The following is a 15,656-nucleotide window of genomic DNA, read 5'->3' as shown; positions in this document are numbered from 1 at the left end:
ATTCCTTGCAACATGCTGGTCGTGTGTGGCCTATCATGAGCTACCTAACGACGGGACCGGGTGTGTTGCATGCTGGCTATTTTTCTCCAAACCCTGAACATCACCGCCCCGGTGTTTGCCATGCTGTTTCTGGGCGTATTGCTCAAACGCATCGGTGCTATCAACGACGCGTTTATCGTCGCGGCTTCCGGGCTGGTGTTCAACGTCACGATGCCTGCGCTGCTGTTTCTGGGCATCATTCACGCTGATTTGCACGCGGCTCTGCAACCCAGGCTGCTGATCTTTTTCAGCGTCGCGACGCTGCTGAGTTTCGCATTCGCCTGGGGCTGGGCGATCTGGCGCTGCCCGCAAGAAGAGCGTGGCGTTTACGTTCAGGGCGCGTTTCGTGGCAACAACGGGGTAATCGGCCTGGCGCTGGCGGCCAGTATGTACGGCCCTTATGGCATTTCCTTGGGGGCGATTCTGGCCGCGCTGGTCATCGTCTTCTACAACACGTTGTCGACAATTGTGCTGGCGGTTTACAGCCCGGTGATCAAGTCCGACCCGTGGAGCGTGTTCAAAAGTGTGCTGGCCAACCCGCTGATCATCAGCGTCATCATCGCCTCGCCTTTTGCTTACTTCAGCATAGGCCTGCCCAAGTGGCTGGAGACGTCCGGCAGCTACCTGGCGCAAATGACCCTACCGCTGGCGCTGATCTGCATCGGTGGCACGCTGTCGCTGGCCTCACTGCGTAAAAGTGGCAGTCTGGCGATCAGTGCCAGCGTCATGAAAATGATCACGCTGCCGCTGCTCTGCACGCTGGCCGCCTGGCTGGTCGGTTTTCGCGACGCGGAACTGGGCATTCTGTTCCTGTACTTCGCGAGCCCGACGGCCGCTGCCAGCTACATCATGGCGCGCACCGCCAACGGCAACTACGAACTGGCCGCCGCGATCATCGTCATCACCACACTGGCCGCAGCGGTCACCACCAACGTGGGAATTTTCATTCTGCAATGGGGCGGCTGGATCTAGTCCGGCTTTACGTAGCTGTCGATGACTTCCTGTGCTGCACGGAACGCGTCGATGGCTGCTGGCACGCCGGCATACACCGCGCAGTGCAGCAGCGCCTCGCGAATTTCCTCCACCGTGCAACCGTTGTTCAGTGCCCCACGAACATGGCCCTTTAACTCTTGCGGGCATTTCAGGGCGGTGAGGGTGGCCAGGGTGATCAGGCTGCGGGTTTTCAGCGGCAAACCCTCACGACTCCAGACGCTGCCCCAGGCATGTTCGTTGACGAAGTCCTGCAGCGGCTGGCTGAACTCGGTCGCGTTACCCAGCGCTCGGTCGACGTAGACATCGCCCATTACCTGACGACGGATCTGCTCGCCTTCGCTGATTGTCTTGTCTGTCATGGCATTCCCCTTGTATCGATGCGGGTTGAGGTCAGTGCTGGCGTCGCCATGCGCGGATCGTGCCCCAGGCAACGACAACGCCGAGCACAGGCAGAGCCAGGGTAAGCATTTTTGTCTCGAGCCTTTCGGCCAGTGCCATTCCGGTGCTGATCGCTAGAATATGCAGCCCGTACGTCAGGTACAACGACAGCAGAAACAGACCTTCCATGCGGTCTATCCGGTAGCCGGAATAGAACAGCGGCACACAAAGCAGCGAAACACCGAGCATGATCGGCAGGTCGAACACCATCGCATTCGGAGAGATCGTCAGCGGCACCGGGGCGAACAGTGCGGTCACTCCCAATACCCCCAGCAGGTTGAACAGGTTGCTGCCGATCACGTTCCCCACTGCAATATCCCGTTCGCCACGAAACGCCGCGATCATCGAGGTCATCAGGGCAGGCAGTGAGGTGCCAATGGCGATGATGGTCAGGCCGACAATGCGCTCGGAAAGCCCCAGATGGATGGCGATCACGACCGAAGCATCAACCAGCAGGTGCCCGCCAGCGGTCAGCAGCAGCAAGCCTGCGGCAAGCATGAGGATGCGCGTGAAGGTACGTGGTTTCTCTGTTGTTTCGGCATGGCCGTGGCGCGGTGTGTGACCGCCCTGGCGGATGATGACGATCAGGCAGACCAACAGCCCGGTCAGCAGCAGTGCACCGTCAAATTTGCTGAATTCGCCGTTCCATGATAGGCCGATGGCCAGCAGGCAGGCGCCGATCATCAGCGGAATATCGATGTGCAGCACCTGGCGGGCAACGCGTAACGGAATGATCAGCGCGCATACGCCAAGAATCACCAGGACATTGAAAATGTTACCGCCGATGACGCTGCCTACGGCGATGTCGGTGTTATCGGCAAACGCCGCTTGCAGGCTTACCGCCATTTGCGGCGCACTGGTGCCCATCGCCACCACGGTCAGGCCGATGATCAGTGGCCTGACCTTGAAAATCGCCGCCAGATGCACTGCCGCACGCACTGAAAGTTCTGCCCCGATCAGCAGCAATAGCAGGCCGCTGAGCATTTGAATGAGCGCGGGGGCGGGCAGGGCCGATAGCTGGAGAATACGAGTGTCCTTGTTGGTGTTGATCGGGGGTAAGGCTAATCGAGGGCCTGAACACGCACTGGCGCGGTGCCGCTACGCAGCATACCCAGTTGTTCGGCTGCTTCGCGAGAGACATCAATCAAACGACCACGCGTGTGAGGGCCGCGATCATTGATGCGTACGACCACTGACTTGTCGTTGTCCAGGTTAGTGACCTTGACGCGCGTGCCGAATGGCAACTGCCTGTGGGCGGCAGTCAGGGCGTTCTGATTGAAGGGTTCGCCACTGGCTGTGCGATTGCCATGATGGCGGGCACCGTAATAGGCGGCTGTGCCGGTTTCGTCATAACCGTGAGGGTCGATGATGTGATTGGCGCACCCTGCCAGTAACGTCAGCAGGCTGCAGGCAAAAATAAGGCGGCGCATGGGTTGGGTTCCTGAGTGCCGGAGTAGTTGTGGTTGACTCTCGTGCCAAGGCTCCATGCTGGCATGCATTTCCTGACGCTCCGCGTCACGACTCGGTGTCGCAGCGAGTACGCAACAGCGGACGCAGAGCGTCCAGAACTGCATTCCCACGCGGAGCGTGAGGAACGATAGGTGCGCGTGTTGCACCGCGTACCCAACAGTGGACGCAGAGCTTCCAGAACGGCACCCCCACGCTGGAGCGTGAAGCACGGTAGGTGCGCGCGAGGACGCCTATCGTGCCAATGCTCCGCGTTGGCATGCATTTCGTGACGCTCCGCGTCACAACTCTGTGTTGCACCGCGTACTCGGGATCAGCCTTCCAGCTTGGCCTTCAGCAGCTCGTTGACCTGCTGCGGGTTGGCCTTGCCTTTGGAGGCTTTCATTGCCTGACCGACGAAGAAACCGAACATCTTGCCGCGCTTGGCTTCATCAGCGGCGCGATATTGTTCGACCTGCTCCGCGTTGGCAGCCAGCATCTCGTCGAGCATCGACTCGATGGCACCGCTGTCGGTTACCTGCTTCAGGCCGCGTTTGTCGATGACTTCATCGGCACTGCCTTCGCCATTGGCCATCGCCTCAAACACCATTTTCGCGATCTTGCCGGAAATGGTGTTGTCGGTGATGCGCTTGAGCATGCCGCCCAGTTGTTCGGCACTGACCGGCGACTGTTCGATTTCCAGGTCCTGTTTGTTCAGCAGGCTGCCCAGTTCGACCATTACCCAGTTGGCGGCCAGCTTGGCGTCACCGCTGATGCTGACCACCTGCTCGAAGTAATCAGCCTGCTCGCGGCTGGAGGCCAGCACACTGGCATCGTAAGTCGACAGGCCGAACTGACTCTGGAAACGTTCGCGCTTCTGCGGTGGCAGTTCCGGCAATGTGGCGCGGGTTTCCTCGAGGAACGAATCCTCGATGATCACCGGCAGCAGGTCGGGGTCGGGGAAGTAACGGTAGTCGTTGGCTTCCTCCTTGCTGCGCATGGCGCGGGTTTCGTTGGTGTTTGGGTCGTACAGGCGGGTCTGCTGGATAACCTTGCCACCGTCTTCGATCAGATCGATCTGGCGCTGGATCTCGCTGTTGATCGCCTTCTCGATGAAGCGGAACGAGTTGACGTTCTTGATCTCGCAACGTGTGCCGAACTCGACCTGGCCCTTCGGGCGAATCGACACGTTGCAGTCGCAACGCAGCGAGCCTTCGGCCATGTTGCCGTCACAGATGCCCAGGTAACGGACAATCGCATGGATGGCCTTTACATAGGCCACGGCTTCCTTGGCACTGCGCATGTCCGGCTCGGAAACGATTTCCAGCAGCGGCGTGCCGGCACGGTTCAGGTCTATACCGGTCATGCCCTGGAAGTCTTCGTGCAAGCTTTTGCCTGCGTCTTCCTCAAGGTGCGCACGGGTGATACCGATGCGCTTGACCGTACCGTCTTCCAGAGTTATGTCCAGGTGGCCCTTGCCGACAATCGGCAGCTCCATCTGGCTGATCTGATAGCCCTTGGGCAGGTCGGGGTAGAAGTAGTTCTTGCGGGCGAACACGTTGTGCTGGCCGATTTCGGCGTTGACGGCTAGGCCGAACTTGACGGCCATGCGCACGGCTTCCTTGTTCAGCACCGGCAATACGCCAGGCATGCCCAGATCGACGAGGCTGGCCTGCGTGTTGGGCTCGGAGCCGAACGTGGTCGCGCTACCGGAAAAAATCTTTGATTGGGTCGAAAGCTGGGTATGAATCTCCAGCCCGATGACGACTTCCCATTGCATGTGTTTCTCCTCAGAAGCCTTCAGGTGCGCGAGTGTGCCAGTCGGTGACTTGCTGATACTGATGCGCCACATTCAAGAGACGGCCTTCCTGGAAATACGGAGCGAGCAGTTGCACGCCGACCGGTAGACCGTCGACGAAGCCAGCAGGCATCGACAAGCCGGGCAGGCCCGCCAGGTTGGCGGTGATGGTGTAGAAGTCTTCCAGGTATTCGGCAATCGGATCGTTGGTCTTGGCGCCGATCTTCCAGGCCGGGTTGGGCGTGGTCGGGCCGAGAATCACGTCGACATCGGCGAACGCGCTCATGAAGTCGTTCTTGATCAGGCGACGGATTTTCTGCGCTTGCAGGTAGTAAGCGTCGTAGTAGCCCGCCGACAGCGCATAGGCGCCGACCATGATGCGGCGCTGGACTTCCGGGCCAAAGCCTTCGGCGCGGGAGCGCTTGTACAGGTCGGTCAGGTCTTTCGGGTCTTCGCAGCGGTAGCCGAAACGCACGCCGTCGAAACGCGACAGGTTGGACGATGCCTCAGCCGGAGCGATGACGTAGTAGGCCGGAATTGCGTGTTGCAGGTTTGGCAGGCTGACTTCCTTGACGACCGCACCGAGTTTTTCCAGCTCCTTGACGCTTTCATGCACCAATTGCGCGATACGCGGGTCCAGGCCCGCGCTGAAATACTCTTTCGGCACGCCAATACGCAGGCCCTTGAGCGAGGTGTTGAGGCAGGCTGAGTAGTCCGGAACCGGCTCGTCGATGCTGGTCGAGTCCTGTGGGTCGAAGCCGGCCATGCCTTGCAGCAGCAGTGCGCAATCTTCAGCGGTGCGCGCCATTGGCCCTGCCTGATCGAGGCTTGAAGCGTAGGCAATCATGCCCCAGCGCGACACACGACCGTAGGTAGGTTTGAGGCCGGTGAGGTTGGTCAGTGCCGCAGGCTGGCGAATCGAGCCGCCGGTGTCGGTGCCGGTTGCCGCAGGTAGCAGGCGTGCAGCAACCGCCGCAGCCGAACCACCGGAAGAACCACCGGGCACGCATTCCAGATTCCACGGGTTTTTCACCGCGCCGTAATGGCTGGATTCGTTGGCCGAACCCATGGCGAATTCGTCCATGTTGGTCTTACCCAGCGTCACCGTACCGGCAGAGGCCAGTCGCGAAACCACAGCGGCGTCATACGGGGCCTTGAAATTGTCGAGCATCAGCGAGCCGCAGCTGGTACGAATGCCCTGGGTGCAGAACAGGTCCTTGTGCGCCAGCGGGGCGCCGAGCAGTGGGCCGTTCTCACCGGCGGAGCGCCGAGCGTCTGCCGCCTGGGCCTGAGTGATGGCCAGGTCTTCGGTGAGGCTGATGAAGCTGTTGAGCTGCGGGTCGAGCGTCGCGATACGCGACAGCAGAACGCGGGTCAGCTCTTCAGAAGAAAACTTTTTTTCGGCGAGTCCGCGAGCGATCTCGGCCAGAGTCATTTGATGCATGCAGGCGCTTTCCCTTACTCGATGACTTTCGGAACCAGATAGAGGCCGTCTTGGACCGCTGGTGCGATGGCTTGGTAAGTGTCACGGCGATTTCGCTCGGTGACGGCGTCTTCGCGCAGGCGCTGGGTGGCTTCCAGCGGGTGAGCCAGCGGCTCGATGCCAGTGGTGTCGACCGCTTGCATCTGATCGACCAGCCCAAGAATGCTGTTCAGTGCTTCGGTGGTACGCGGGATATCGGCGTCATTGAGACCCAGTCGGGCCAGATGAGCGATCTTTTCCACGTCGGAGCGTTCAAGCGCCATGGGGTATCTCCAGTGGAATGCTTATGGATTTGCTTTGTTGCCAATTGCGGAACACTATCGCGTTATTACTGTCTCAAGCCGCTAACGTCGAGGGTCGTGTTCGGAAAACCGCCAATTTAGCATATTGGCTCCTTGCCCAAAATCCCTGTCGTTGTTAGAGTTTGCCGCACTTTTTTTACCACGCGTTCCCTAGGGTCCCTTTCCCATGTTCAAGAAACTGCGTGGCATGTTTTCCAGTGATCTATCCATCGACCTGGGCACTGCCAACACCCTTATCTACGTGCGTGAGCGCGGTATCGTTCTGAATGAACCCTCTGTCGTTGCCATTCGTACTCACGGCAACCAGAAGAGTGTCGTAGCCGTCGGTACCGAAGCCAAGCGCATGCTGGGCCGTACTCCAGGCAACATTGCAGCCATTCGTCCCATGAAAGACGGCGTTATCGCCGACTTCAGCGTCTGCGAAAAAATGTTGCAGTACTTCATCAACAAGGTCCACGAAAACAGCTTTCTGCAGCCCAGCCCTCGTGTGCTGATCTGCGTTCCGTGCAAATCCACCCAGGTTGAGCGTCGTGCCATTCGCGAATCTGCCCTGGGTGCAGGTGCACGTGAAGTATTCCTGATCGAAGAGCCGATGGCTGCTGCAATCGGTGCCGGTCTGCCGGTGGAAGAAGCTCGCGGTTCGATGGTTGTCGACATCGGTGGCGGCACCACCGAAATCGCCCTGATTTCCCTGAACGGTGTGGTGTATGCCGAATCCGTACGTGTCGGCGGTGACCGTTTCGACGAAGCGATCATCACCTATGTGCGTCGTAACTACGGCAGCCTGATCGGCGAGTCCACTGCCGAGCGTATCAAGCAGGAAATCGGTACGGCCTACCCGGGCGGTGAAGTACGTGAAGTCGACGTCCGCGGCCGCAACCTGGCTGAAGGCGTGCCACGTGCGTTCACCCTGAACTCCAACGAAGTGCTCGAAGCGCTTCAGGAGTCACTGGCGACCATCGTTCAGGCGGTCAAGAGCGCTCTGGAGCAGTCGCCTCCGGAGCTGGCTTCGGACATCGCCGAGCGTGGTCTGGTCCTTACCGGTGGCGGTGCATTGCTGCGTGATCTGGACAAATTGCTGGCTCAGGAAACAGGTCTGCCGGTGATCGTTGCCGAAGACCCGCTGACCTGCGTGGCGCGCGGCGGTGGCCGTGCGCTGGAAATGATGGATAAGCACACCATGGATCTGCTCTCCAGCGAGTAATTCGCCGGGGTGCCTTTCACGGAGTCTTTTGTATGCAGGTAGCGTATGTGCTACCTGTATGCGTCGTGCTGACACCGAAACAGGGTGCCTATCCCTTTCATTTGTCCAGGCCGGTTACATACCGCATGAATAATTGCCAATCGAAGTTCGATCCAACGATCGTATGCCCCGGAGGAGCGGCCTATTAAACCGCTTTTCGCAAAAGGCCCGTCGCTGGGCGTACGTCTGCTGGTGCTGACCGTTCTGTCGGTTGCGTTGATGGTTGTCGACGCCCGCTTTACGATCCTCAAGCCCGTGCGCAGCCAGATGTCGATGGTGCTCATGCAGTCCTACTGGATCGTTGATCTGCCGCAACGTTTGTATCAAGGCGTTGCCAGTCAGTTCGGCAGCCGCACAGAGCTGATCGCCGAAAACGAAAAACTCAAGACCGAAGCGTTGCTCCTGCAAGGTCGCCTGCAAAAGCTGGCGGCACTGACCGAGCAGAACGTTCGTCTGCGTGAGTTGCTGAATTCTTCTGCGCTGGTCAACGAAAAGGTCGAGGTCGCCGAGTTGATTGGCATGGACCCGAACCCCTTCACCCATCGCATCATCATCAACAAGGGCGAGCGCGACGGCGTTGTGCTGGGCCAGCCGGTGCTCGATGCGCGTGGCCTGATGGGCCAGGTTGTCGAGTTGATGCCGTACACCTCGCGGGTCCTGCTGCTGACTGATACGACCCACAGCATTCCGGTGCAGGTGAATCGCAATGGTCTGCGCGCCATCGCCAGCGGCACCGGCAACCCCGAACGGCTGGAGCTTCGGCATGTGGCAGATACTGCCGACATCAAAGAGGGCGATCTGCTGGTCAGTTCCGGTCTGGGTCAGCGCTTCCCGGCTGGCTACCCGGTGGCAACGGTCAAGGAAGTGATTCACGACTCCGGCCAGCCGTTCGCAATCGTGCGTGCCGTGCCTACCGCCGCATTGAATCGCAGCCGTTATCTATTGCTGGTGTTCTCGGACGGTCGTTCGCCGGAAGAGCGCGCTGCCGACGCAGCACAAGCGCAGGAATCCATCGACAAGGGCATCGAGCCTTCGGTAATGGCGACCCTGCCGCCGCCGACACCTGCTTTCCCGATGTGGCCGCAGGCAACTGTTCCGGTATTTCCGGGCAGCACTGCAACGCATAAGCCTGCTGCGCAATCGACGACGCCAGCACAAGCACCAGCGGCAACGCCTGTGACACCGGCAAGGCCAGCCGCCCGGCCTGCTGCTTCCCAGCCGCCTGCTTCAAGACCTTCCACTGCTCGGGAGCCTATCGATGGTTAGTCATGTTTCCGGGCGCAATGGTTGGGTGGTCTGGCTGACGTTTGCGATCGGTCTGTTGCTGAGCGTTTCGCCGTTGCCGCAATTCATGGAAATCTTCCGGCCCTTGTGGCTGGCCCTGTTGCTGACCTTCTGGGTTCTGGCGCTGCCGCACAAATACGGTATGACCACTGCGTGGATACTGGGGCTGATGGAAGATGTGCTGTATGGCACATTGCTTGGCCAGAATGCGCTGATACTCAGCCTGATCACGTTTCTGGTGATGTCCCTGCAGCAGCGACTGCGTATGTTCCCCATGTGGCAGCAATGTCTGGTGCTGTTGGTCGTATTCGGTGTGGCGCAGCTTGCGCAGCTGTGGCTGAGTGCATTGACCGGTAACCGTCAGCCTACGCTGGCGCTGGTTTTACCCGCGTTGGTCAGTGCCCTGTTGTGGCCCTGGATCAGCTATGGCCTGCGTGGATTGCGCAAACGTTTGAAAATCAATTAAGCGCAAGGTGAGCGCGACGCCCCGCTGCGTCCCTGGCGTTCACCCGAACAGACACGGAGATGTCCTTATGCCCTCGCTTTATCTGGCTTCTGGCTCGCCGCGCCGCCGCGAACTTCTGACTCAGATCGGTGTGCCTTTTACCGTACTGAACGCTCAGATTGACGAAACCCCCTTCGACCACGAAACCCCGGCTGCCTACGTCGAGCGTCTTGCGCTTGGCAAGGCTCAGGCCGGGCTGTCTGTGCTGGCGGCCGAACAACAGGCCTGCGTCATGGGCGCGGACACGGCGGTGGTGCTTGATGGGCGCATTCTCGGCAAGCCGGTCGATGAGGCGGATGCTCTGGCCATGCTGACGGCGCTGTCCGGGCGCGAGCATGAAGTGATGACTGCCGTCGCGCTCAGTGATCGGCATCGCAGTGAAACCCGTATTGTGACCAGTCGCGTGCGTTTTCGCCCGATTCAACCCGGTGAGGCACAAGCCTACTGGGCCAGTGGCGAGCCTGCTGACAAGGCCGGAGGCTATGCCATTCAAGGGCTGGCAGCGATTTTCGTCGAGGGCCTGCAAGGCAGCTATTCTGGGGTGGTTGGTCTGCCTCTGTGTGAAACCGCAGAACTGCTTGGCCATTTCGGCATACCCTGCTGGCAATGCCTGGAAGGTGACGAGTCATGAGTGAAGAGATCCTGATCAACATCACCCCGATGGAATCACGGGTGGCAGTGGTAGAAAACGGTGTTCTGCAAGAGGTGCACGTCGAGCGTACCCAGCGCCGGGGCATCGTCGGCAATATCTACAAAGGCAAGGTAGTGCGGGTGCTTCCCGGCATGCAGGCGGCGTTCATCGACATCGGTCTGGACCGCGCGGCATTCATTCATGCATCGGAAATATCCATGCGTGAAGGGCCTGCCGTCGAGAGCATTGCGTCGCTGGTGCATGACGGCCAGAGCCTGGTGGTGCAAGTCACCAAGGACCCCATCGGCAGCAAAGGCGCGCGGCTGACTACCCAGCTCTCCATTCCGTCACGGTATCTGGTGTACATGCCGCGCACTGCGCATGTAGGCATTTCCCTGAAAATCGAGGACGAGGCCGAGCGTGAGCGACTGAAAAAAGTTGTCAGCGATTGCGTCGCCCTGGAAGGTATCAAGGAGGCCGGAGGCTTTATTCTGCGCACCGCTGCCGAAGGTGCCGGTGCTGACGAAATTCTCATGGATATCCGCTATCTGCGCAGGCTCTGGGATCAGATCGGCGAGCAGATCAAGACCGTCAGCCCGCCGACAGTGATTTACGAGGACTTGGGCCTGGCCCTGCGTACCTTGCGTGACCTGGTCAGCCCGCGCATCGAGAAAATCCGCATCGACTCGCGGGAAACCTTTCAGAAAACCACCCAGTTCGTGGCCGAGCTGATGCCGGAAATTGCCGACAGGCTGGAGCATTATCCGGGCGAACGGCCGATCTTCGACCTCTATGGGGTCGAGGATGAAATCCAGAAAGCTCTCGAGCGCAAGGTGCCGCTCAAGTCCGGTGGTTATCTGGTGGTCGATCCGGCCGAGGCGATGAGCACCATCGACGTCAATACCGGTGCGTTTGTGGGGCATCGCAACCTTGAAGAAACCATCTTCAAGACCAACCTGGAAGCCGCGACAGCCATTGCCCGGCAGCTGCGCCTGCGCAATCTGGGCGGCATCATCATTATCGATTTCATCGACATGGAAGACGGTGAACACCAGCGTCAAGTGTTACGCACGCTGGAGAAACAGCTGGAGCGCGATCACGCCAAGACCAATATCATCGGTATCACCGAGCTTGGCCTGGTGCAGATGACCCGCAAGCGCACCCGTGAAAGTCTTGAGCAAGTGCTCTGCGAGCCCTGCCATTGCTGTGCGGGCCGGGGCAAGCTGAAAACCCCTGAGACCATTTGCTATGAAATCTTTCGCGAGATCCTGCGAGAAGCCAGAGCCTATCAGGCGGTCGGTTATCGGGTTCTGGCCAATCAGCGTGTGGTTGACCGCTTGCTCGACGAGGAGTCGGGCAATGTGGCTGAACTGGAGAGCTTCATTGGCCGGACCATCCGTTTTCAGGTAGAAACCATGTACTCGCAGGAACAATACGACGTGGTGCTGCTCTGAGGGTGCTGATCGTTTGAAATATGATGACAAGTGCCCTTCGGGTTTCTGGCAGGTATGCCGTTTGATCGAGAATGATGCGTGGGAAACGAGCAAAACCTGTACCTGAACGCACCTGCACACCTGAGCCGGAATCGATTCGCCGATTCCGCTGCTTGCATCCCGCAGCGGAGGGCATCCTGAGATGGGACGTCTTCCTCGTTTTGTTGCAACCCTGACCCGTTGGGGTCTGAGCCTGTGCGCACTGATTTTGGTGCTCGCGGCGTTGTACGTAAGTCTCGGGCGTCAGCTTGCGCCGCTGGTTGCCGAATACCGTGTCGATGTGGAAACCAGGGCCAGCAGCGCGCTGGGCATGCCGTTGAGTATTGGCAGCCTGGAAGGCAGCTGGAGCCGGTTTGCCCCGGTATTTCTGGCCCACGACGTCATGGTCGGAGAGGGTTCCAGTGCTGTGCGTCTTGATCGTGTGAGGGTTGTTCCCGACCTCTGGGAAAGCCTGCTGGCGCGTCAAGTGCGTATTGCTCATCTCGAGGTGGACGGCCTGCAGTTCATGCTCAGGCAGGACAAGGAGGGCAACTGGTCGGTACAGGGCTTGCCAGTGCGCAACGACAGCCCGTTCGACCCCGGGCAAGTGCTTGAGCAGATGCAGATGGTCTCGCACTTGTCGCTGCTCGACAGCCAGGTCACTGTGCAACCGTTTGACGCTGCGCCGCTGACCCTGACCTATGTAAACCTCAGTCTGGCCACTGGCAGTTATCACCAGCGCCTTGATGCGCGCCTGACGCTGCCGGATGGCCAGCCGTTTGCGCTGAATGTGCGTTCGCGTATCCAGGCCAGTCAGTGGAAGGACGGCGAGGCAGATGTCTATGCCAGCCTGCCGCAAAGCGACTGGGCCAAGTGGCTGCCAAAAAGCCTCACGCGGGAATGGACACTGTCGAAGCTGCAGGCCGGTGGCGAGCTGTGGATGAGCTGGGGCAAGGGCACTGTGCAAAGTGCGACTGCGCGGCTTAATGCGCCGCATGTCAAAGGCGCTTATGCCGGTCGCAAACCCTCGACGGTCGACAACCTCGCGCTCAACGCCTGGTTTGCGCGCACCGACACAGGTTTCGACCTGAAACTCGATTCACTGGCGATGAGTCTGGGCGACAAGCGCTGGGAAAGCCGCCTGCAACTCACGCAAACCGCTGCGACGCCCGACAGCGAAGAACTCTTGCATGTGCAGGCCGATCGCCTGGACCTTACACCGCTCACGCCGCTGATCGACTCCCTCGCGCCGTTGCCGGAGAAAGCCATGGCAGTGGTCGACGGCCTCAAGGTGACGGGCGGGCTGCGTAACGTGTTGCTGGATTACCGGCCACAGGCAACCGGCGACAAGCGCTTGGGCTTTGCCGCCAATCTGGACAAGGTGGGTTTCAACGCCTATCGCGGGGCCCCGGCGGCCGAAAATGTCACCGGCGCCATCAGCGGCGATCTGGGCCATGGCGAACTGCGGCTCGACACCAATGACTTTATGCTTCATCTGGACCCTATCTTCGCCAAGCCCTGGCGCTACCAGAAGGCCAATGCCCGTCTGAACTGGAAACTCGATGATCAGGCGTTCACCCTGATCGCTCCGTATATCAAGGTGCTCGGCGACGAAGGCAAGATCGCGGCAGACTTTCTGATCAGGATTCATCTCAGCCATGATCAGGAAGACTACATGGACCTGCGGGTCGGCATGGTCGACGGCGATGGTCGTTACACCAGCAAGTATCTGCCTACAGCCCTCAGTCCCGAGCTCGATCGCTGGTTGCGTACCGCTGTGGTGAGTGGTGCGGTCAAGCAGGGCTTCTTTCAGTATCAAGGGTCGCTGAACAAGAGTTCGCCCGACACCGCGCGCGTCATCAGCCTGTTTTTCGATGTCAGCAACGCAACGCTGGCTTTCCAGCCGGGCTGGCCTTCGTTGACCGGTGTCGACGGCAAGGTCTACGTCGAAAACAGCGGCGTGCGAGTCAAGGCAAGCAAAGGGCAGTTGCTCGATACCAAAATAAGCAACGTGCTGGTCAATATTCCCCACGTCCCGGCAGGTCAGGACAGCCACCTGCTGGTCGATGGCAGTTTCTCCGGCAATCTGATCGATGGCCTGAAGATTCTCCAGCAAGCGCCCATCGGCACGGCCAGCACGTTTGCCGGATGGACCGGGGAAGGTCCGCTGGATGGCAAGCTGAAGCTTAATATCCCGCTGGCCAAGGGCGTCGAGCCAAAGGTTGTGGTGGATTTCAGTACCGACAATGCGCGTCTGAAGCTGGTCGACCCGGTGCTGGAATTGACCCGCCTCAAGGGCGATTTCCGCTTTGACAGCGCCAAAGGGCTGAGCGGCAAGGGCATCAAGGCGCAAGCATTTGATCGTCCCGTGACCGCAGAAATCTCCGCCGAAGGCAAGCCAGGCGACAACGTGACACGCATTGTGGCAAGCGGGCAGATTACCGTGAAGCGCCTGACCGACTGGTTGAGCGTTACCCAGCCGCTGCCGGTGTCGGGTGACTTGCCGTATCAGCTGCAATTGACTCTGGACAGCAAGGACAGCCCACTGGTGATCAACTCCACACTCAAGGGCGTGGCAATCGATCTGCCTGCACCGTTTGGCAAGACTGCCGAGGAGGAGCGTCCCAGCGAATTCCGCATGACCCTGCAAGGCGCGGAGCGCAGGCTTGGTGCGGCGTATAACGATCAGGCCAACTTTGCTTTTGCCGCACCGAATGGCAAATTTGCCGACGGTCGCGGCGAGCTTTATCTCGGGCGCGGCGGGGCGATAGTGCCGGACTCCAAAGGGCTGCGGATTCGTGGCGAATTGTCTGAGCTGGACGTAGCGCCCTGGCAGGAACTGGCTGGACGATATACCGGTAATGATCCGGGCGGCAGCGCAAAACAACTGCTTAACAGCGTCGACCTACAGATCGGCAAGCTGACGGCGATGGGCACCACGCTGGATAACGTGCGTGTTCAATTGCAGCGCAATGCCGCGGCATGGGCCTTGTCGCTGGACAGCGCGCTGGCCAAGGGCACTGCCTTGCTACCCGACGCGAAGTCCGCGCCGATCGGTATCAACATGCTCTACGTGCGACTGCCTGCGTCTGATCCGAATGCGGCGGTGGTCGAGAACGCGCCTGACCCTCTGGCGGATATCGACCCGCACAATATTCCTGCGCTGGACGTGAAGATTGCCCAGCTGTTTCAGGGCGACCAGTTACTGGGTGCCTGGTCGCTTAAAACCCGCCCGACGGCGACCGGTATGCGCATGTCCGACCTGAGTCTGGGGCTCAAAGGTATTTTGCTCGAGGGCGATGGTGCCTGGGAGGGCACTCCGGGGTCTAGCAGCAGCTCGTTCAAGGGGCGTGTGGCAGGCAAGAATCTGGCAGACGTGCTCAAGGCCTGGAACTTCGCGCCGACGGTCACCAGTGAAAGTTTCGAAATGAATGTCGACGGACGCTGGCCAGGTTCGCCTGCCTGGGTGGGTCTCAAGCGCTATTCCGGCAGCCTGGATGCGACGTTGAACAGAGGCCAGTTTGTCGAGGTAGAAGGCGGTGCTCAGGCGCTGCGGGTATTTGGATTGTTGAATTTCAACTCCATCGGCCGTCGCCTGCGCCTGGACTTCTCCGACCTGCTGGGCAAAGGGCTCAGTTACGACCGGGTCAAAGGGCTGCTGGTCGCCAGTGATGGCGTTTATGTGACCCGCAACCCGATTACCCTGACCGGGCCATCGAGTAATCTGGAGCTCAACGGTACGCTGGACATGGTCCGCGACCGCGTTGATGCGAAGCTGCTGGTGACCTTGCCGGTGACCAATAACCTGCCGATCGCCGCACTGATTGTTGGCGCGCCCGCCATTGGCGGGGCGCTGTTTCTGGTCGACAAGTTGCTGGGCGACAGGGTTGCCCGTTTCGCCAGCGTGCAATACAAGGTCGAAGGGCCCTGGAAGGAGCCGAAGATCACGTTCGACAAGCCATTTGAAAAGCCCCAGTAGCGCCTCATGGAGTACAGTGGTGGCCAGGTCATCAAGGAGCGGG

General features: G+C 59.7%; 13 protein-coding genes. 7 read left to right on the top strand and 6 right to left on the bottom strand.

The window, feature by feature from the left end:
- Positions 1 to 69: 69 nt before the first annotated feature.
- Positions 70 to 1,011 (top strand): AEC family transporter, encoded by a 942-nt coding sequence (locus tag RGM3321_RS20385; RefSeq protein WP_244394598.1) that lies wholly within the window; start codon positions 70 to 72, stop codon positions 1,009 to 1,011.
- Here RGM3321_RS20385 and RGM3321_RS20380 read toward each other — a convergent pair.
- The 6 genes from RGM3321_RS20380 to gatC form a co-directional block, all read right to left on the bottom strand.
- Complete coding sequence (locus tag RGM3321_RS20380) at positions 1,008 to 1,391, bottom strand: carboxymuconolactone decarboxylase family protein (RefSeq protein ID WP_005733046.1); 384 nt, start codon at positions 1,389 to 1,391, stop codon at positions 1,008 to 1,010. The genes RGM3321_RS20385 and RGM3321_RS20380 overlap by 4 nt on opposite strands.
- Positions 1,392 to 1,422: 31 nt before the next feature.
- Positions 1,423 to 2,454 carry a calcium/sodium antiporter gene (locus tag RGM3321_RS20375; RefSeq protein WP_244394597.1) on the bottom strand — a complete coding sequence of 344 codons (1,032 nt, stop codon included), beginning with the start codon at positions 2,452 to 2,454 and terminating at the stop codon, positions 1,423 to 1,425.
- Positions 2,455 to 2,531: 77 nt separating this feature from the next.
- The gene (locus RGM3321_RS20370) at positions 2,532 to 2,900 is read right to left on the bottom strand and encodes a septal ring lytic transglycosylase RlpA family protein (RefSeq protein ID WP_057402169.1); all 369 of its coding nucleotides are present in this window, start codon (positions 2,898 to 2,900) and stop codon (positions 2,532 to 2,534) included.
- A 350-nt stretch (positions 2,901 to 3,250) separates the two neighbouring features.
- The gene (gene gatB / locus RGM3321_RS20365) at positions 3,251 to 4,696 is read right to left on the bottom strand and encodes an Asp-tRNA(Asn)/Glu-tRNA(Gln) amidotransferase subunit GatB (RefSeq protein ID WP_244394596.1); all 1,446 of its coding nucleotides are present in this window, start codon (positions 4,694 to 4,696) and stop codon (positions 3,251 to 3,253) included.
- Positions 4,697 to 4,706: 10 nt separating this feature from the next.
- Positions 4,707 to 6,158, bottom strand: coding sequence for an Asp-tRNA(Asn)/Glu-tRNA(Gln) amidotransferase subunit GatA (gene gatA / locus RGM3321_RS20360; protein WP_244394595.1), 1,452 nt, complete (start codon positions 6,156 to 6,158; stop codon positions 4,707 to 4,709).
- Positions 6,159 to 6,172: 14 nt separating this feature from the next.
- Positions 6,173 to 6,460: an Asp-tRNA(Asn)/Glu-tRNA(Gln) amidotransferase subunit GatC gene (gene gatC / locus RGM3321_RS20355; RefSeq protein WP_002555109.1), complete on the bottom strand. Its 288-nt coding sequence runs from the start codon at positions 6,458 to 6,460 to the stop codon at positions 6,173 to 6,175.
- A 205-nt stretch (positions 6,461 to 6,665) separates the two neighbouring features.
- On the opposite strand from gatC, the gene mreB reads away from it, so the two are divergent.
- The 6 genes from mreB to RGM3321_RS20325 all read left to right on the top strand — a co-directional run bounded on the left by mreB (position 6,666) and on the right by RGM3321_RS20325 (position 15,613).
- Positions 6,666 to 7,703 carry a rod shape-determining protein MreB gene (mreB, locus tag RGM3321_RS20350; protein WP_002555108.1) on the top strand — a complete coding sequence of 346 codons (1,038 nt, stop codon included), beginning with the start codon at positions 6,666 to 6,668 and terminating at the stop codon, positions 7,701 to 7,703.
- A 183-nt stretch (positions 7,704 to 7,886) separates the two neighbouring features.
- The gene (gene mreC, locus RGM3321_RS20345; protein ID WP_347880981.1) at positions 7,887 to 9,008 is read left to right on the top strand and encodes a rod shape-determining protein MreC; all 1,122 of its coding nucleotides are present in this window, start codon (positions 7,887 to 7,889) and stop codon (positions 9,006 to 9,008) included.
- Entirely contained in the window at positions 9,001 to 9,492 is a 492-nt protein-coding gene (gene mreD / locus RGM3321_RS20340) for a rod shape-determining protein MreD (protein WP_244394593.1), read from the top strand. Before mreC ends, mreD begins: the two co-directional genes overlap by 8 nt.
- A 67-nt stretch (positions 9,493 to 9,559) precedes the next feature.
- Positions 9,560 to 10,162: a Maf family protein gene (locus RGM3321_RS20335; RefSeq protein ID WP_244394592.1), complete on the top strand. Its 603-nt coding sequence runs from the start codon at positions 9,560 to 9,562 to the stop codon at positions 10,160 to 10,162.
- The gene (gene rng / locus RGM3321_RS20330) at positions 10,159 to 11,616 is read left to right on the top strand and encodes a ribonuclease G (RefSeq protein ID WP_004666200.1); all 1,458 of its coding nucleotides are present in this window, start codon (positions 10,159 to 10,161) and stop codon (positions 11,614 to 11,616) included. Before RGM3321_RS20335 ends, rng begins: the two co-directional genes overlap by 4 nt.
- 181 nt (positions 11,617 to 11,797) lie before the next feature.
- The gene (locus RGM3321_RS20325) at positions 11,798 to 15,613 is read left to right on the top strand and encodes a YhdP family protein (RefSeq protein WP_244394591.1); all 3,816 of its coding nucleotides are present in this window, start codon (positions 11,798 to 11,800) and stop codon (positions 15,611 to 15,613) included.
- Positions 15,614 to 15,656: the final 43 nt, after the last annotated feature.

It is taken from the genome of Pseudomonas sp. RGM 3321 (genome assembly GCF_022836805.1).
Classification (GTDB): Bacteria; Pseudomonadota; Gammaproteobacteria; order Pseudomonadales; family Pseudomonadaceae; genus Aquipseudomonas.
This window is presented reverse-complemented; position numbering and strand designations above follow the sequence as displayed.